This window comes from Pseudoglutamicibacter cumminsii, assembly GCF_016907775.1.
In the GTDB taxonomy this organism is placed as follows: domain Bacteria; phylum Actinomycetota; class Actinomycetes; order Actinomycetales; family Micrococcaceae; genus Pseudoglutamicibacter; species Pseudoglutamicibacter cumminsii.
In genome coordinates this window covers 1,429,229-1,446,911 of the sequence record NZ_JAFBCO010000001.1, presented here as the reverse complement: position 1 = coordinate 1,446,911, position 17,683 = coordinate 1,429,229, and the positions used below count along the sequence as shown (strand labels likewise).

At 60.6% G+C, this 17,683-nt stretch carries 18 protein-coding genes and 1 tRNA gene; 5 read left to right on the top strand and 14 right to left on the bottom strand.

Going from position 1 to position 17,683, the window contains the following annotated elements; translation table 11 throughout:
• Nucleotides 1–44 precede the first annotated feature (44 nt).
• From JOD50_RS06615 to JOD50_RS06605, 3 genes are all read left to right on the top strand, one after another.
• Nucleotides 45–737 carry a DUF4245 domain-containing protein gene (locus JOD50_RS06615; RefSeq protein WP_204880885.1) on the top strand — a complete coding sequence of 231 codons (693 nt, stop codon included), beginning with the start codon at nt 45–47 and terminating at the stop codon, nt 735–737.
• Nucleotides 738–811: 74 nt separating this feature from the next.
• Complete coding sequence (locus JOD50_RS06610) at nt 812–1,432, top strand: carbonic anhydrase (protein ID WP_204880884.1); 621 nt, start codon at nt 812–814, stop codon at nt 1,430–1,432.
• A gap of 129 nt (nt 1,433–1,561) precedes the next feature.
• On the top strand, nt 1,562–2,983 hold the full coding sequence (locus tag JOD50_RS06605; RefSeq protein WP_101630212.1) for a class II fumarate hydratase: 1,422 nt from the start codon (nt 1,562–1,564) through the stop codon (nt 2,981–2,983).
• Nucleotides 2,984–3,134: 151 nt separating this feature from the next.
• Here the strand turns inward: JOD50_RS06605 and JOD50_RS06600 are convergent, their stop codons facing one another.
• The 4 genes from JOD50_RS06600 to mca form a co-directional block, all read right to left on the bottom strand.
• Nucleotides 3,135–3,650 (bottom strand): prepilin peptidase, encoded by a 516-nt coding sequence (locus tag JOD50_RS06600; protein ID WP_204880883.1) that lies wholly within the window; start codon nt 3,648–3,650, stop codon nt 3,135–3,137.
• A gap of 108 nt (nt 3,651–3,758) precedes the next feature.
• Nucleotides 3,759–4,538 carry an isoprenyl transferase gene (locus tag JOD50_RS06595; protein ID WP_204880882.1) on the bottom strand — a complete coding sequence of 260 codons (780 nt, stop codon included), beginning with the start codon at nt 4,536–4,538 and terminating at the stop codon, nt 3,759–3,761.
• Nucleotides 4,535–4,837, bottom strand: a complete 303-nt coding sequence (locus JOD50_RS06590) for a hypothetical protein (RefSeq protein ID WP_204880881.1) — start codon at nt 4,835–4,837, stop codon at nt 4,535–4,537. Before JOD50_RS06590 ends, JOD50_RS06595 begins: the two co-directional genes overlap by 4 nt.
• Nucleotides 4,838–4,896: 59 nt before the next feature.
• A complete protein-coding gene (mca, locus tag JOD50_RS06585) occupies nt 4,897–5,865 on the bottom strand; it encodes a mycothiol conjugate amidase Mca (protein ID WP_338052046.1) in 969 nt (322 codons plus the stop codon).
• Nucleotides 5,866–5,932: 67 nt separating this feature from the next.
• Between mca and JOD50_RS06580 the strand changes: the two genes are divergently transcribed.
• Together JOD50_RS06580 and greA are read left to right on the top strand one after the other, a co-directional pair.
• Complete coding sequence (locus tag JOD50_RS06580) at nt 5,933–6,391, top strand: DUF4307 domain-containing protein (RefSeq protein WP_204880879.1); 459 nt, start codon at nt 5,933–5,935, stop codon at nt 6,389–6,391.
• Nucleotides 6,392–6,590: 199 nt separating this feature from the next.
• Nucleotides 6,591–7,079, top strand: coding sequence for a transcription elongation factor GreA (greA, locus tag JOD50_RS06575; RefSeq protein ID WP_101630206.1), 489 nt, complete (start codon nt 6,591–6,593; stop codon nt 7,077–7,079).
• Between the two features lie 108 nt (nt 7,080–7,187).
• Here greA and ilvA read toward each other — a convergent pair whose 3' ends face one another.
• The 10 genes from ilvA to eno form a co-directional block, all read right to left on the bottom strand.
• Complete coding sequence (ilvA, locus tag JOD50_RS06570; RefSeq protein WP_204881578.1) at nt 7,188–8,450, bottom strand: threonine ammonia-lyase; 1,263 nt, start codon at nt 8,448–8,450, stop codon at nt 7,188–7,190.
• A gap of 101 nt (nt 8,451–8,551) precedes the next feature.
• Nucleotides 8,552–9,865, bottom strand: coding sequence for an AI-2E family transporter (locus JOD50_RS06565; RefSeq protein WP_204880878.1), 1,314 nt, complete (start codon nt 9,863–9,865; stop codon nt 8,552–8,554).
• Nucleotides 9,866–10,042: 177 nt separating this feature from the next.
• Nucleotides 10,043–11,032 (bottom strand): Bax inhibitor-1/YccA family protein, encoded by a 990-nt coding sequence (locus JOD50_RS06560; protein ID WP_101630204.1) that lies wholly within the window; start codon nt 11,030–11,032, stop codon nt 10,043–10,045.
• A 102-nt stretch (nt 11,033–11,134) separates the two neighbouring features.
• A complete protein-coding gene (locus JOD50_RS10620) occupies nt 11,135–11,785 on the bottom strand; it encodes a peptidyl-tRNA hydrolase (RefSeq protein WP_204880877.1) in 651 nt (216 codons plus the stop codon).
• Nucleotide 11,786: 1 nt separating this feature from the next.
• Nucleotides 11,787–11,859: transfer RNA gene (locus JOD50_RS06550), tRNA-Leu, on the bottom strand.
• Nucleotides 11,860–11,986: 127 nt separating this feature from the next.
• On the bottom strand, nt 11,987–13,375 hold the full coding sequence (locus tag JOD50_RS06545) for an NAD(P)/FAD-dependent oxidoreductase (RefSeq protein WP_204880876.1): 1,389 nt from the start codon (nt 13,373–13,375) through the stop codon (nt 11,987–11,989).
• Between the two features lie 41 nt (nt 13,376–13,416).
• A complete protein-coding gene (locus JOD50_RS06540; protein ID WP_204880875.1) occupies nt 13,417–14,373 on the bottom strand; it encodes a Ppx/GppA phosphatase family protein in 957 nt (318 codons plus the stop codon).
• Nucleotides 14,374–15,051: a DUF501 domain-containing protein gene (locus JOD50_RS06535; RefSeq protein ID WP_204880874.1), complete on the bottom strand. Its 678-nt coding sequence runs from the start codon at nt 15,049–15,051 to the stop codon at nt 14,374–14,376.
• A complete protein-coding gene (locus tag JOD50_RS06530; protein WP_204880873.1) occupies nt 15,048–16,169 on the bottom strand; it encodes an FtsB family cell division protein in 1,122 nt (373 codons plus the stop codon). Before JOD50_RS06530 ends, JOD50_RS06535 begins: the two co-directional genes overlap by 4 nt.
• 217 nt (nt 16,170–16,386) lie before the next feature.
• Nucleotides 16,387–17,667 carry a phosphopyruvate hydratase gene (gene eno / locus JOD50_RS06525; RefSeq protein WP_204880872.1) on the bottom strand — a complete coding sequence of 427 codons (1,281 nt, stop codon included), beginning with the start codon at nt 17,665–17,667 and terminating at the stop codon, nt 16,387–16,389.
• Nucleotides 17,668–17,683: the final 16 nt, after the last annotated feature.

The window sequence follows — 17,683 nt, the reverse complement described above, 5'->3', positions numbered from 1 at the left end:
ACACCAAATTCCACAACTAAATTCGAATGGTGGACAATAGAGCCGTGCTTGAGAATTCTGACGACGCGAAAAAACAGCCTCACGACACCGGAGCAGCTGAGACCGGCGCGGCTGAAACCACTAATGCCGCAACGCCTAACAGCGCCCCGCTGCCCGGCGAACCTGGTTTCAAGGCTCCGCTGACCGAGAAGCAAGCCAAGCGCGCCAACCAGACCCTCAAGGGCATGATCATCTCCACGGTGCTGACGATCCTCGTCGTCCTTCCGGTCATCTTGCTCAACCCCGCGAACAAGAAGAACGAATACAACGACCGCGTCGACGTTGCCGCAGTCGCGCAGCAGACCAAAGAAACCCTAGATTTCGATGCGATCGCACCAGATCTGCCCGAAGACTGGTACGTCAACTACGCCCGCTGGAACCCAGGCACCGCTGACGGCGTAGCGTTCTGGGACCTCGGCGTCGTGATCCGCGACGAAGCGTTCGCGGCCGTCAAACAGACAGACAAAGCCAACGACTCCTGGGTCACCCTCGCAACCGACGGCTCCGTCCCCACCGGGAAGAAGCACACCGTCGACGGCACCGAATGGACTGAACGTTCCAGCGGCGGCAAGGGCGACAAAGGCAAGACCAGCTGGGTCACACAGATCAACGGCTTCACCTACGTCATCACCATGAACAACGACGTCGCCGATTTCCTGCCGGAAGTCGCCGAAACCATCCAGAAATCCGCACCGTAACGGACCGGTTCACGCCCTAAGATAGGCACTAACCATCCACCCTCTACTTGAGGGACCGCACCTACGAGGTCAACATGCCTGCAACCAACCCAACCCTCACCCCAGACGAGGCACTCGCCGTCCTGTTGGAGGGCGCTGAACGTGCTGCCTTGGACCGTCCGTTGCGCCCCAACTCGGATAAGTCCCGCCGTGAGTTGCTGCGTAAAGAACAGCACCCGATCGCAGCTGTTGTTGGCTGCTCGGACTCCCGCGTCCCGATGGAGTACGCGTTCGATGTCGGCTACGGCGACCTGTTTGCGATCCGCACCGCTGGCCACACCTTGGGTGAAACAGTCATCGGCTCGATCGAGTTCGCGGTCGAGGTTCTCAAGGTGCCTCTGGTCATGGTGCTGGGCCACACGTCCTGCGGCGCCGTTGATGCCGCTAAAACGACCTTCGATTCGGGTGACACTCCCCCAGGGAACATCGCCGCACTCGTCGAACGCATCCTCCCTTCCGTGGTTCAGGCCCGCGAAGACGCAACCACCCCCGGGCTCAGCGGAGCCGTCGAGGCACACACCCGCCGCACCGTGAAGATCCTTCGCGACCTCTCTCACGTTCTCTACCGCGCGGAGAAAGCCGGCAAGGTCAAGATCGTTGGCGCCGTGTATTCGCTCGACACGGGGACGGTCAAGCTCGTCGACCCTATCGACTAGGCGGCGTCCCGGTGGCCTGAGGTCTTTCATGGCCACTCAGCACATATTTCGCTGACAGCTAGCGTTATTTTGGTGTTCTGCAGGCAAGATTTCATCCGTACGAATGAGCTGAGCGGTAAGATCTGAAGTATGGCTGAAACACCTAAATTCCGCACTGAACACGACACGATGGGCGAGGTCCTGGTACCGATCGACGCTCTGTACCGCGCACAGACCCAGCGTGCAGTTGAGAACTTCCCGATCTCCGGCAAGACGCTTGAGCCTCAGCACATCCACGCTCTGGCCCAGGTCAAGCGCGCTGCTGCTCTGGCTAACCTCGAACTCGGCGTGATCTCGCAGGAGATCGCTGACGCGATCGTTCACGCAGCTGACGAGATCATCGCTGGCAAGCACGACGATCAGTTCCCGATCGACGTCTTCCAGACCGGTTCCGGCACGTCCTCGAACATGAACACCAACGAGGTCATCGCAGAGCTTGCGACCCGCGAACTGAAGGCTAACGGCTCCGAGACCCAGGTTCACCCGAACGACCACGTCAACGCTTCCCAGTCCTCCAACGACGTGTTCCCAACCTCTGTTCACGTCGCGGTCACTGGCGCTCTCGTCAACGACCTCATCCCAGCGCTCAAGTACCTCTCCGAGGCACTCGAGAAGAAGCGCGTTGAGTGGAAGGACGTCGTCAAGTCCGGCCGCACCCACCTCATGGATGCAACCCCAGTGACGATGGGCCAGGTCTTCGGCGGCTACGCAGCTCAGGTCGCGTACGGCGTTGAGCGCGTTGAGTCTTCCCTTCCACGCGTAGCTGAGGTCCCACAGGGCGGCACCGCTGTTGGTACGGGCATCAACACTCCTGAAGGCTTCCCAGAGAAGGTCATCGCTAACCTCGCGGAGAACACCGGCCTGCCGATCACCGAGGCACGCAACCACTTCGAGGCTCAGGCTAACCGCGACGGCCTGGTTGAGGCTTCTGGCCAGCTTCGCAACATCGCGTACTCGCTGTTGAAGATCAACAACGACCTGCGTTGGATGGGTTCCGGCCCGAACACCGGCCTCGGAGAGCTCCACATCCCAGACCTCCAGCCAGGCTCCTCGATCATGCCAGGCAAGGTCAACCCAGTGATCTGCGAGGCCGCCTCCATGGTGTGCGCCCAGGTCATCGGTAACGACACGACCATCTCGCTGTCCTCGACCAACGGTGCGTTCGAGCTGAACGTCGGCATCCCTGTCATGGCCGCCAACCTGCTCGAGTCGATCCGCTTGCTCTCCAACACGTGCCGCGTGATGGTCGACAAGATGATCACCGACCTCACCGTCAACAAGGACCGCGCACGCTTCCTCGCTGAAGCATCGCCGTCCGTCGTAACCCCGCTGAACAAGTTCATCGGCTACGAAAACGCCGCGAAGATCGCTAAGAAGGCTGTCGCCGAAGGCATGACCGTTCGCGAGGCAACCGTTGCGCTCGGTTTCGTTGGCGAAGGCGAAGGCAAGATCTCCGAGGCAGACCTCGACAAGGCGCTCGACGTCACCACGATGACCGGTCGCTTCAACTAAGCGCACCTCAACTAAACACTGCTGAGGCGCTCAACCCATCCCGGAGCGAGCGTTTCACTAGAGTTTCACTGCTGACGGCCCCGTGGCCGCTCATCACACCGATGGGCGGCCACGGGGTTGTTCTGTGCTGGGTTGTTCTGCATGCCGGGGTTTACAGCGCTAAAGCAAGCCCGGTTCCACACAGCATCGCCGGGCCAAACGCGATGAAGGCACGCGGGTTCCGCGTCGCAATCATCACGATGAGCGCATGCACGCCAGCGATGAGGCACATCAGAACCCCGGCCAGTAGGACATGACCCCAGCTCACCACCGCGCACAGGGCGCACAGCACCGGCGCAAGTTTGACGTCACCCAGGCCGAGTCCCTTGCGTGTCATCCACCGCAAACCGAGAAACACAAGGGCTCCACCCGCCGCTGCGAGGGCCCATGCGAAGCCGAGGAACTCCCCCGCGCCGATCGAGGCGAACGTCGCGAGCGTCAGGAAGAACGCGCACGTTGCACTCAGTCGGCCAACCCACACATTAGGTAGACGATGCGTTCGCGCATCAATCACCGCCAGAACCGCACCAAACCCTACGAAAGCCACGCACGTGCACACGAGGGATGCAGCCACGATAAGGCCCCACAACGTGCCGGACTCGGCATAGGAAAAAATCAGGGTGCGCATGCCTTCAAGGCTATGCACACCCCATTCAACTAGCGAGAAACCGCCCGAGATTGTGGACAGAACAATCCTGCGATGCCGCTGTGGACAAGCTAACCGCCGTCGGAAGCGTTACCCACCAAAGCGACGCTGTCGCTGCTGATAGTCCCGCAACGCACGCAGGAAGTCCACCCGTCGGAAGTCAGGCCACAACGCTTCACAAAAATAGAATTCGGAATACGCGGACTGCCACATCAAGAAGCCAGACAACCGTTGCTCCCCAGACGTGCGAATCACAAGATCCGGATCAGGCTGGCCAGAGGTATACAGGTGCTTGGCGATCATATCCGCATCCAGCTCCCGCGCAACATCACCAGCGTTCATGCCCTTCGCGTCGGCGTCCTCGAGCAACGCACGCACCGCATCGACAATCTCGCGGCGGCCACCATAACCCACCGCGACGTTCACGTGTAGCCCCGTGCGGTCAGCCGTGCTGTCACGCAATCCGCGCAACTTATCAGCTAGCTCAGGCGGCAAGACATCCAACGCACCCACCGGGTGCACACGCATCGAACCCTCGGAACCTACGCGGGTCAAGGTCTCGTCGATGATCCGCAACAGCGCGCCAACCTCAGACGAATCACGGTTGAGGTTATCGGTAGAGAGCATGTAGAGAGTCACCGTGCGGATACCCAACTCACGGCACCACTCGAGAAACTCGAGAATCTTATCCGCACCAGCCCGATGCCCCGAGGCCGTCGAAGCGCCCGCAAGCTTAGCCCAGCGCCGGTTGCCATCGACCATCACGCCGATATGCCCCGGCAACTTCTCGGGCTTCAACTCACGCGTGAGCCGCCGCTCATACAGCCCATACAGGAAGCGCGGCGGCCACGAAACCTTCGGTAGTTTCATGCGCGCGGAGTTTGTCCTGCATCGGCAGTCTCACCGTACTTTTCGGCAAGACGGCGGCGCGCTTCACGCTCAATCTCCTCAGCCTGCCCCTGCTCCACGAGGTCCGCCTGAGCAGTCTCAACAGGCTGCTGATAATCAATACGACGGATGCGGCGAGCCATAGACACGATCAAGAAAATAACGGCAACCGCGAGGCACGCGATAGCCACAAAACCCGGGAAACCCGGCCCGATGGCGCGGTACTCTTCCGAGTCAGTGCCCAAGTTCGCTGGGACATACGACAACACTGAAAGAAGCATGCTCACCTTCCATACTCAACGCATCCGGGAATCATCGGTTCCCCATGCATTGATCCATTTTACCGCCGGTCGTTCGCAAGCTCCGGCTTGAAAGCTTCCGGCACCGGGCGCAACGTACCGATCCGGTCGCCTTCGCCATCGTGCAGGCCCGCAAACAGATCGAATTCCGGAAGCTCAGTGTGCACACGCGTAGCCGCGAGCACATAGTCATCCCAAGGGTAGACCTCTTCCACCAGCTCAGGAGGTGCGGCGAAGAAGAATCCGCCTGGCTCGACCTGGGAGCGATGCGCCAAAAGCGCTTCATCACGCAAGTGAACGAAACCCTGGATGGGAACATGCGTCGTCACGCGGTGCCGTGCGGCAGGGTTGCTGCTGTCGCGTTGACGCTTTTCCATGAACTCGATGCGGTCAGCGAACGGAGACACTCCTTCGCGCTCGCGCATCGCCTCATCAAGAGCCTTGAACCGTTCTAGAGAGAATGCACGGTCGTAGTACATCTTGGAGATCGTCCACGGCTCGCCCAGGCCTTGATACTCGTTCTCGCGGTGGGAAGCCCTGAACGCCTCAACAGAGATCTGGTGCGTTCGGATGTGGTCCGGGTGAGGGTAGCCGCCGTTTTCGTCATACGTGATGAGCACATGCGGTTTGAACGTCCGCACCAGGTGCACCAAAGGTGCCGCGGCATCATAGAGCGGGACTGAGGCGAAGCAGCTCTCCGGTAGCGGCGGTAGCGGATCACCCTCCGGGAGGCCAGAGTCCTCGAAACCAAGCCACATGTGCTTGATGTTGAGTGCTTTAGCGGAGAGCTTCATCTCTTCACGGCGCAGGCCTGTGAGGTCACGGTGCGCGCGCGGCATCCGCTGGACTTCCTCAACGAGGATGTCACCACGTTCGCCGCCGGTGCAGGTCACGACGAGCACCTCAGCCCCAGCCTGCGCGTATGCCGCGGCCATCGATGCGCCCTTGCTAGCTTCGTCATCGGGGTGCGCGTGAACAGAAAGTACACGCAAGCCAGACGAATCAGGCACACTACGCGGAGAATGTCCCATGGTGCTGCGGTTCCCCTTCCGATGCCCCAGATAGACTGGAAACATCATGTCCTCAGGTGATCTCAAACTCGGTGGCGAGGATACTCGCCAGTCCCCAAGCCTAGCGAACCGCTACGGCTCAACGCGCCGCACGCTCTCGAAGCGCGGCTGGTGGATTGTTGCCGTAGTCGGCATTCTTGGCTTGTCCGCTTATCTTTTGTTTGCGAGCCTGCGCCTTCAGAAGAGCTTCGACGCTAAAGAGATCTCGTATCAGCTCATCAACGACCGCAGCGCCGAGGTCACGGTTGCTGTCACGATGGAAGCTGGGGACGATGTGACATGCGGTTTGCGTGCTTTGAGCCAGGATTATTCTGTGGTCGGCTACCGGGAAGTGCGTTTCCAGGCCAGCGAAAGCACGGAACGCTCAGGAAACCGGTACATCGTGCAGAAAACGGTTCCGTTGCGCACCACGTTCACGCCTGTCACCGCGGGTTACGAGTCGTGTTGGCGCACCGGCACGCAGTAAGCCGAACGTGAATTTTATGCAGATTTAGCCCGCAAACACTCCCATTGTTTGATTTTGCGGGCTAGACTCGTGCGATAACGAATGTGCCCGCTGGGATTAGCTTGACGCTGCTTCAGTCCGGTCAAGGTCACCAGTGGGTATTTTCTTTTGCAATTAATCACTGCGCACCCGGTGCGTGGTTCAACGAAATGGAGTGTTCATGACGTCTCAGCATGAAGAAGTGTGGCTTACGCAGAAAGCCTACGATCGTCTGAGCGCTGAATTGGAGCACCTCTCCGGCCCATACCGGGCTGAGATTCTCGAGCGTATTGAATCTGCTCGTGAAGAGGGCGACCTGAAGGAGAACGGCGGCTACCACGCGGCGCGTGAAGAGCAGTCGAAGAACGAAGGCCGCATCGTGTACTTGAAGCAGCTGCTCGAGTCCGCTCAGGTGGGTGAAACCCCTGAAGACGATGGCGTAGTCGAGCCAGGCATGGTTGTTGTCGCGAAGATCGCTGGCATGGAGACCCGCTTCCTGTTCGGCAACCGTGAGCTTGCTGACGGCAGCGACCTCGAAGTGTATTCGGATCACTCGGCGCTCGGTCAGGCGATCGACGGCCACAAGGTCGGCGAGAAGCTCAGCTACACCGCGCCTAACGGCAAGGAGATCCCTGTCGAGATCGTAGAGGCACACCCTTACGACGGCTAAACATCTTCGACAGCCCGTTCAGGGCTTGTGACGCGTGAGGGGCGGTTCAGAATCATCTGAACCGCCCCTCACGCTGTCTGCACATACAACGCTACAGAATGGCCTGAGTTACAGAATGACCTGTGGATCGTAGCCATGGGCGCGCAACGCATCGAGCACTTCATCTGAATGCTCGTGCCCGTTGGTTTCCATGTCAATCGTGATCGCGACGTCCCCCATCGATAACGCGCCGCCGATGCGGGTGTGATCCACGCGGGTCACATTCGCGCTGGAATCAGCGATGATGCGGGAAATAGTTGCGAGCTCACCTGCGCGGTCCTGAAGCATCATCTTGATGGTGAGGTAACGTCCCGCGGCAGCCAGACCACGCTGGATCACCTTGAGCATCAGCAGCGGGTCGATGTTGCCGCCAGAGAGGACAGCGACCGTCTTGGAGGGCTCGACGCCGGACTCAACCAGAGTGTTCTCCAGGAGCGCCGCAACCCCCACTGCCCCAGCAGGCTCAACCACGAGCTTGGAACGCTCAAGCAAGAACACAAGCGCGCGAGCCAACGCGTCCTCAGACACCGTGACGACGTCGTCAACGAGCTCCCGAATGATCTCGAACGGCATCTGGCCCGGGCGTCCCACAGCGATGCCGTCAGCAATGGTGCGGACCTTCGTCAACGGAACCAGCGCATCGGCCGCCAGCGACGGCGGATACGCCGCAGCATCCTCAGCCTGCACGCCGATGACCTTGATATCCCGGCCAAGCTCCGCCGCACGGCCCTTGATCGCGGTAGCGACACCAGCAAGCAAGCCGCCGCCGCCAACGCCCATGATCACGGTCTCAACCTCTGGATATTGCTCCAGGATCTCCAGGCCAATCGTTCCCTGACCAGCGATGATGTCCGGGTGGTCGAACGGGTGTACAAACACCGCGCCGCTCTCTTCCGCGTACGCTTCAGCGGCTGCGAGCGCCTCGTCGACCGTCTCGCCGTGCAACACGACCTCCGCGCCGTGGTCGCGCGTCGCAGTGAGCTTAGGGAGCGCTACACCCAACGGCATGTAGATCCGCGCTTTGATACCCAGCTTCGAAGCCGCCTGGGCGACACCCTGAGCGTGGTTACCAGCCGATGCGGCCACAACGCCGCGGGCACGTTCCTCTTCCGTGAGGTTATTCATGCGCACATACGCGCCGCGCACCTTGAACGAACCGGAACGCTGCAGGTTCTCCGCCTTGAGCCACACCGGGGCTTTCGTGTGTAGTTCGAGGGCACGCGAGTGGTGCAGTCCAGTTTTCTCAACCACGCCATCGAGCACTTCAGCTGCGCGACGAACATCAGCAAGCGTCACCGGAAGGTCACGCGTCGGGTCTTCCCGAGGAATCATCGTTGCGTTTTCGTTCGACGTGGACGATTCTTCTTGACGTGCCTGTTCTGTCACTATTCCGATTCTCCTGGCTGATGGATTCCAGCGTTTATTGTCGGGGGTTAGGTTTCCTGACTGCCCTGCTCCGGCTGCTTTCGACCAGCTATAGTGTCAGCGCGGTCTGAAACCAGACGGGCCTCGTCTTCATCATATGTACCCGCTGGCGCCTGCTCCGCTTTTGAGTCATGCTGCCCCGCTTCTTTACGGCGATGCTCCACCGCAGGGTCTCGCTCCCACTCTCGAGCCGCAAGGTACTTGCCAACACTGTTGATGATCGCAATAAGCGGGACGGAGAACAGAGCGCCAGCGATACCGAAGAGGAACGTACCGCACGCGACCACCAGAACAACCGCGAGCGGGTGAAGGCTCACTGCCCGGCCCATGATCAACGGCTGCAGAACATGCGATTCGACCTGCTGAACGAACAGCACGACGCCGAGCATGATGAGCGCGACAACCCAGCCCTGGGCCACGAGCGCGATCAGAACCGCGATAGCACCGGTCAGGAATGCACCCACGATCGGGATAAACGCGCCCAAGAAGACTAAGACACCCAGCTGCGGCGCGAGCGGGACATTAAGGATGAAAGCACCCAGCCCGATGCCGAAACCATCGATCAGCGCAACGATGACTTGAACACGGATATAGGAAACAAGCGAACCCCACCCGCGGCGACCAGCGCCGTCAGCAGCGGCCCGCGTGTGGCGTGGAAACAAGCCGACTGTCCACTTCCAAATCTTCGCGCCATCGAGCAGGAAGAAAATCAAAGCGAAAACCGTGAGCAACAGACCAGTCAGGAAGTGTGTGACCGTGGTTCCGACCGAGGCTGCCTGCTTCAGAAGATCCTGCGAGTTCTCCTGCATGCGATGCAGCATCTCTTGCGCCCAGTCGGTGATCTGCGTGTCAGTGATCTGCAGCGGGCCAGTCGCCAGCCATGTGCGGATCGAATTGATACCAGTGATCGCTTCAGACCACAGTCTCTCCGCGCCGTCGGCCATGGTTGCGACCACAAGCCACACGACACCCGTCAACGCAGCGGCGAAGACGAGCAACGTACTGAACGTCGCGAGGCCGTTCGGGAACCGCATCTTGAGGAACAGTCGCTTCAGCGGCAACAGTAGGCCCGCCAGCAGCGCGGCAATCATGACCGGAATCAGCACCACCGCGACACGGCTCAGACCCCACAGGATCATGACCGTCACCAGGATGATCGCACCGATCCGCCACGCATAACCCGCTGTGACCTTCAACGGCTGCGGAACATCGCTCGGCACCTTTATGTCGGGACGCTCGGGTTCCTGCTCGACAGGCGCTTGTGGTTCGTTGAGTTCTTCACGGCTGAGTTCTTCACGGCGCCGCTCAATCGTGCTGCGCACGCTACGGAGCCGCTCTGCGAGTCTCGCTCCGGCGCTCCGGAGCCGACGCTTCGATGGTTCGGGCATAAAAACACGGTATGCCAAAACATGTGTTTTGGCATACCGTGTCGATGCTTTATGCGCTGAGCGTTGTCAACGCGGATGTTTCAGAAAGCTGGTCGCTCTCCGCGTCCCCGCTTAGCGATCCACCATTTCGCGGATGATCATGAGCAGGCGCAGGATCTCGATGTAGATCCACACGAGCGTCAAGGTCAGGCCGAAAGCGCAGGTCCATGCAACATGCTTTGGAGCGCCCTGGGAGATTGCGTTCTGGATGAACTCGAAGTCCATGACCAGGAAGTAGGTCGCCAGCAGCACTGCGAACAGGCCGATCGCCATGCCGAAGAGGCCCGTGCGCATCGAGGTACCCGCGATCAGCACGAGGCCAAGGTTCACGAGCGAGAACGCGAGGTACGCGATTGCCGCAACCATGACGATGCGGGTCATGCGTGGCGAGGTGCGGTACTTGCCGGAGCGGAACAGGCCCAAGGTCACAGCGAAGACGAGGACCGTACCGAGAACCGCCTGAAGCGCGATACCAGGGTAGGCGACTTCAGCGATCGCGGAGATCGCACCCAGAACGAAACCTTCAAGGACCGCGTAGATCACCGAAAGCGTTGGCGAGGTAACCCGCTTGAACTGGTTGACAAGAGCGATCACGAACGCCGCAAGCGCCGCGATACCCACCATCGCGAAAACCGAGCCGCCCAGCGCGCCGAAACCCATGCCCGCCATCGCGTTGCGGACCGAGTTCATCACCAGGAACCAAGCGACCGCGCCGGAAGCCACAATGAGGCCGAGCATGATGGTCATCTTGTTGAGCACATCGCCCATAACCATCCGGTCGCCCTGATTACCCTGGACGCTCAGGTCACCTGCAGCGTAGTTCGGCTGCTGGTAGTCCTGCTGCGGCTGGTAGCCGTACTGGTTCTGTGGGGCGTTCTGTGGACCGTTGTAACCGTACGGTTGCTGCGGAGCCTGCTGGCCGGCCTGTGCCGAAGGCGCACCGTACATACGGTCAAGGTCTGCTGCCGAAGGCGCGTGAATAGCTTCAGCGCCCTCGCCGTTCCGCATCTTCTCTCGGAAGTTTTTGTCTTTAAACACCGGGTTACTGCTGCGGTAAGCCATTAATTTTCTACCTCTTTTTCTTAGGGCGGCGCCCTTCACCCCGTGAGATTCACGTGCTGAAACGCGCGTCCAAGGAACCGTGATCTATCCTACAGGTCGGCTTCACCAAGCGACAGCTGTAACGGAACCTGACTTAATTTCGGTATGTCCCGCGTCGCGGATCACAACGGTTGCATTGGTTGCTGTGGTGCTCCATCCGTCACGATCGAGCGGGATAAGGGTTGACGGGAAATCGTGTTCAATCCAGGCTTCAAGTTCTTCGGGGCTGAGTTGCATCGCCCATGTCAGGGCCGCGTGAGCCGATTGTGCGGCCGCTTTGCCGGTCGACATCCCCAGCACGGTGTCGATCCCGATGTGCAAGACACGTGGCGCTTCCATGTCGCCGTGGACTGTTGCTTCGCCGGTGTGTTCGAACTCGGTTCCGGACACCTGCAGTTGCTTCATGCGTCCGGTGAGTGGATATTCGGTCGGGGCGAGCGCGGCAGCCTTCGCAGTTCCGACGCTCACCATCACTGCGCCGGCGGTCTCGAGTGCGCGGAAGTCTTTCGGTTTCCCTCGTCGCACGCTTTTACCTTGGCCCCCGCCGCGGCCGTCGGTCCCGTACAGCCATGGCTCCCACATCGGGTCATCGGGGAAAGCCAGCCATGCGGTAACGGATGCGAGCGCGGCCGCAAGGCACGTATCTTCGTGGGTCGCTAAAGCCTCGGGGTCTTTCAAGACCGCGATCGGCTGAATCAGATCAACACCTGGCACGTGCCCCCACTGGGACTCGAACCCAGACTGAAAGGATTTTAAGTCCTCTGCCTCTGCCATTGGGCTATGGGGGCGTGCGCGCTGAACGCTGTGTAGCGGAGCGCGCGTGAGTATCGGTTTTCACGGCGAATCCACCGTGAAGAGTGAAAAGAAAGCGAGGTGTTCGGCTGATACTCGCAGCCGAACACCTCGCTGTGAGAGTTACTTGGAAGAATCAGCCTTCTTCTTAGGGGAAGCTGCCTTGCGGAACTCGTCGAATGGACGGTTCACGTTGCGCAGACCCCACACATCGCGGCCTGCGATGAGCTGGTTGATCCAACCGCTGAAGACGCGGATCTTGCGTTCGATGGTTGGCATAGCCATGCCGTGGTAGCCGCGGTGTGCAGCCCACGCGAGGAAGCCATGCATTGGGAACTTGATGATCTTGGCAACGCCCTTGCCGTAGCCGAGGCCAGCGACAGCACCGAGGTTGGTGTGCTTGTATTCCTTGATTTCGCCCTGGCCGTAGCGTTCAGCGAGCAGGTTGCTTGCCAAGACTGGCGCCTGGCGGACGGCGTGCTGCGCGTTCGGTACGCACGTGCCGTCTGGGAGGCCGCCACCGGAGAGATCTGGGACCGCAGCGATGTCGCCTGCACCCCATGCGCCTTCGATGACGTTGCCGTCAGCGTCAACGCAACGCAGGGTCGCGTCAACGGTCAGGCGGCCGCGCTGTTCGACGTTGAGGTCAGTGTCGCGAATCATCGGGTTAGCCTGGACGCCAGCGGTCCAGATGAGGGTGTCGACGTCGAACTCGTCTACTGGGTCGCCGCCTGGCATCGAAACGAGCTTGAGGTGGCGGTCGGTCGCGTCGGAAAGCGAGGTGTTGAGGCGCACGGTGATGCCGCGGTCGCGGAGGTGCTCAACAACCCACTTAGCGGAGTCTTCCTGGACCTCAGGCATGATCTTGCCCATTGCTTCAACGAGCTGGAAGTCGAGGTCTGCTGGGGTGATGTTGCGGCAACGCTGTGCAGCCAGAACAGCTGCGTCGTGCAACTCGGAGATGGTCTCAACACCGTTGAAGCCACCGCCTACGACGACGACGCGCAGTGCACGCTTGCGTGCTACAGGGTCGTCCGTGTTGTCTGCGAACTGGATGCGCTCCTGAACGTGGTCGCGCAGGTAGATCGCTTCTTCGACGCGCTTGACGCCGATGCCGGCGTCTGCGAGGCCTGGGATAGGGAACGTCTTGGTGATCGCGCCGGCCGCGAGGACGACATCCTGGTAAGGGATGGTGAACTCTTCACCGTCTTCACCCTTGACGAGGGCTTCCTTCGCCTTGTGGTCGATGCTGACGACCGAGCCGCGAACGAGTTCGCTGTGGCGGAGCCAGCGTGCATGCGGCACGGTGATGTGGCGTGGTTCGATCGATCCACCCATAACTTCTGGGAGGAACGGCTGGTAGGTCATGTATGGAAGCGGATCAACCACGGTTACGATGCCGCCGAGGCTACGAACCTTCTTCTGGAGGTTCTTGGCAACGTAGAGACCGAGGTATCCACCACCTACGACGAGAGTACGTGGGCGCTGAGATAGTTGCTGTGAGCTAGGCATAGCTCCATTCTATGCCTGATCTGAGTTTGTCAAAGTCTGCGTCACATCGTGCGGCGCATGAGTTCGAGCGCAACCCCGTCGAGGATGTCGTTTTCGCTGGCAGCGAGCTCTTTGACGCGACCGTTGCTGCGCTCGTGGACGGTTTCAAGAATGGTTTTGAGGATCATCGCTCCGCCGGCCATGATGTCGACGCGGCCGGGGTGCATATACGGCAAGTCGGCGAGCCTCTTCTTAGAGAAGGACGCGAGTTCTCCGCAGATTGCTATCGCCAGTGGAACGGGAATCGATGCGCCGGTGATGCGTTCTGGCACATAGGCCGGCAGGTCGAGAGCGTGAGCCAGCACTGTGGTCACAGTGCCTGCGACGCCGACGAGGCGGTCTACTGTGCTGAGGTCGATGGTGTCTGATAGCTCGGTCAGTACGTCACCGACGGCACTCGCGATGGCTTCTTTTTCGCTCTCAAGCGGCGGGTCGGAGTGGATGAACCGTTCGGCGTAGCGGACCGCACCCATCTGGGTTGAGGCTTCCGCGAGCACTTCGCCTTCCCGGCCAATCACAAACTCGGTTGACCCTCCCCCGAGATCAAGCACCAGGACATTTTCAGCCGGTGCAACATCGACAGCCGAAACTGCGCCGGTGAAGGAATAGAGGGCTTCTTGGTCGCCGGTTATGACGTTAGGTTCCACACCGAGGTGGCGGCGCACCACATCGTGCACTTCTTCTGCATTCGCGGCGTCGCGGGTTGCTGACGTCGCTACGAAGGTCGTCTGCTCTGGCTTGTAGCGTTCGATGATCGCGGCGAAACCGTCGAGGGCTTTCGCGAGCCGCTCGAGGGCTTCTGGCGAGACCCGGCCATGCGAGTCCACGCCTTGACCCAGCCGCACAACCTCCATGGTGCGGACGCAGTCTGTGAGTTCGATCTCGCCGTCGGTGACTGTCATGTCGGCGATCAGCAGACGGACTGAGTTGGTTCCACAGTCGATGACGGCGGCGCGCATCTAGTTGCCCTCCGCCTTCTCTGCGGCACGCTTAGCGGCGCGTTCGATGCGCTTCTGTTCAGGGTCGCCGGCCTGGGTCCGGACGTGGCGTGATTTGTCCTTGGATGGGGCTGGACCTTCGGTGTCCCACGCGCCAGCGCACGAGCACACGTCGGGGCGCCACCATTCGGAAATCGCCTCGAGAGCTTGGTCACCGAGCGGGTTCGTTCCCGGGCCCGCCGCCAGCGAATGGCCTACGAGCACGTGGATGCACTTGACGCGGTCAGGCATCCCGCCTGCAGATACGCCCGCGATCTCCGGAACCTCTCCTACACCGGAACGCTTACCAATCGCGTCGCGAACAGCGAGGTAGTGTTCATGAGCCGCGGCGTACGCTTTCGCAAGTTCCGGGTCTTCGGCCAACTGCTCGTTCATCGTGACCATGAGGCCTTCAGCTTCGACGCGTGAACACGCGGACGTAGCAACCGGGTGCGTCAGGTAGTACGTGGTCGGGAACGGGATTCCCGAGCTCAGACGAGGCGCGGTGGTCGCCACAAGCGGGTTTCCGCAGACGCAACGTGCCCCAATCTCCACGATGTCGCGGGCAGGACGGCCCAGTTGGCGTGACACGGTGTCGACGTCCTTTTCAGTAGGAATCCGCTGTTCGCTGTTGAGCGCTTCTGCGGCGGGGGTCGTCATTTCTTCTCCTCGTTACGCTTCTGCCCAGAATCGTCTTTCTGCTCAGTTTTCTGGTTCTGTTCAGCCTTCTGGTTTTGTTCAGTCTTCTGGTCGGTTTGTTGGCGTGAGGTCGGGTTGGTTCCTAATGAAACCGTGGAATCCCACAGACCTTCTGCCCACGGCAACCCTTGCCTGTACCCGCTTGGATGGCTTGTCGATGCGAGCTTCTTCTTGGCCGGCTTACCGACCGGAACGTAGAGCTTCTCCCCCGGCGAATACACGTTGAGCCGGTTGCGTGACTGTTGCTTGATGTATTCGGGGTCGTCCCAGCGTTTGAGTTCGCGGTCTAGCCGTTCTTGTTCGGCTTTAGCTTGGGCAATGTCGGCGCGGGCTTTGTTGAGTTCAGCCGTCTGATTGCCGAGTGTTGTGAGTGCCGGGAACATCGTCACCGCAGAGATGATGACGACGATGGTCAGCACGATAACGCGCATCGACAAGCTTTTCGCTGGAACAGGCTGTTGCGGCGTTGGCTTGGTCTTTTGCGCTGAGGCACGTACTCCGGTGGAGCGGATGGCACCTTGAAGTGCGGCGCGTTCAGTGAGCCGGTCGTTGACGCGGGCTTTGCGTCGCTCGGCCGCCGCGGCTCGCGCCGCGGCACGTCCGCGCTTAGTTCCAGTTTGGTCGTTGCGTTGCGGTGGGCGCTGGGTGTCCCGCGCTGAGGCGCGCGAAGCGCGCTCTTGTTTAGCTTTTTCTTGGCGCGCGTGGAAGCGCGCTTTGCGTTCTTCGGTGTCTTTCGCCCGTGCCTCGGCACGTTTGCGGGCCTGCTCGCGTTGCATGCGGCGGCGTTCGCTTTTTTCGAGGCGGCGCTGCTTCTTATCTTGTTTGCTGGGCCGCGCCTTAGATGTAGCGGTGATGGTCTCTTGCGCCTTGTCAGCCTCGGTTCCCGCAGATTCAGGCTGATGTGTTTGTCCAGGTTTTCGCGCCGCCTGCAACGCCACAGCGTCTTTAAGGGCTTCAGCGTCTTTGCGGGCTTCTTCAGCTTTGCGGGCTTGCTCAGCTTCCCGCGCTTGTTGCGCACTAGCTTCACGCGCCTGCTGTGCACTGTGCGCATGCGGTACGCGTGGGCGTCGCTGGCTCATTGGCACATCCTCTCGGCGCTACATCCATACCCGCTAGATCGTTTCCCGCTAGCTCCATCCCCGCTAGTAACGCAGGAAACCACCGAAGAACAAAGCTTCGGTGGTTTCCTATCCTACTCAGCTGAGCTGTGTCTGCGGGCTAACCGCGCCGTGACCGCATCGGTAGTCTCTCCAGACGCGATCACGGCCGTAGCCAGCTGTGCGTTAGGCCCTGAATCTAGGCCTTGAAACGTGGGAAAGCGGATGCGCCTGCGTAGGCTGCGGCTTCGCCGAGTTCCTCTTCGATGCGGAGCAAGTGGTTGTACTTTGCGACGCGGTCGGAACGGGCTGGCGCGCCGGTCTTGATCTGGCCGGCGTTGGTTGCCACGGCGAGGTCAGCGATCGTGACGTCTTCCGTTTCACCCGAGCGGTGCGAGATCATGCACGCGTAGCCTGCGCGCTGAGCCATCGTGATCGCGTCGAGGGTTTCGGTGAGGGTACCGATCTGGTTGACCTTGACGAGCAGCGCGTTCGCGGTGTCGTCCTTGATGCCGCGTTCGAGGCGCTCTGGGTTGGTTACGAACAGGTCGTCGCCCACCAGCTGGACCTTGTCGCCCAGGCGCTCGGTCAGGTTCTTCCAACCTGCCCAGTCGTCTTCATACAGCGGGTCTTCGATAGAAACGAGCGGGTACGCTTCAACGAGCTCGGCGTAGTAGTCAGCCATCTGCTCTGCGGTGCGGTTCTCGCCTTCGAAGACGTAGACGCCGTCCTTGTAGAACTCGGAGGATGCAACGTCAAGCGCAAGCGCGACGTCGGCGCCTGGTATGTAGCCGGCCTTCTCGATCGCGGTCACGATCAAATCGAGCGCGGTGCGGTTGCTTGGCAGGTTCGGCGCGAAGCCACCTTCGTCGCCGAGGCCGGTCGAGAGGCCCTTCTCGTTCAGAACAGCCTTGAGCGAGTGGTACACCTCAACGCCCATGCGCAGCGCTTCAGAGAAGGTTGGTGCAGAGAGCGGCGCGATCATGAACTCCTGAATATCCACATCGGAGTCGGCGTGAGAGCCGCCGTTGAGGATGTTCATCATCGGAACCGGCAGAACGTGAGCGTTCGGGCCGCCGAGGTACTTGTACAGCGGGAGGTTCGAAGACTCGGAAGCCGCGTGAGCTGCCGCAAGCGAAACGCCGAGCAGCGCGTTAGCGCCGAGCTTGGACTTGTTGTTCGTGCCATCCAGGTCAAGCATGAGCTGGTCGATGTCACGCTGATCGGTCGCAACGAAACCCTGGAGTTCCGGGCCGATAACGTCAATGACGTTGTCCACGGCCTTGGTGACGCCCTTGCCGAGGTAGCGGCCCTTGTCGCCGTCGCGAAGCTCTACCGCTTCGAATTCACCAGTAGATGCGCCCGAAGGCACGATGGCGCGGCCCAGCGAGCCGTCCGTGAGAAGAACTTCAGCTTCAACAGTTGGGTTACCGCGGGAATCGATGACCTGGCGCGCATGAACGGCGTCAATCAGAGGCATGGGTTTGTGCTCCTTT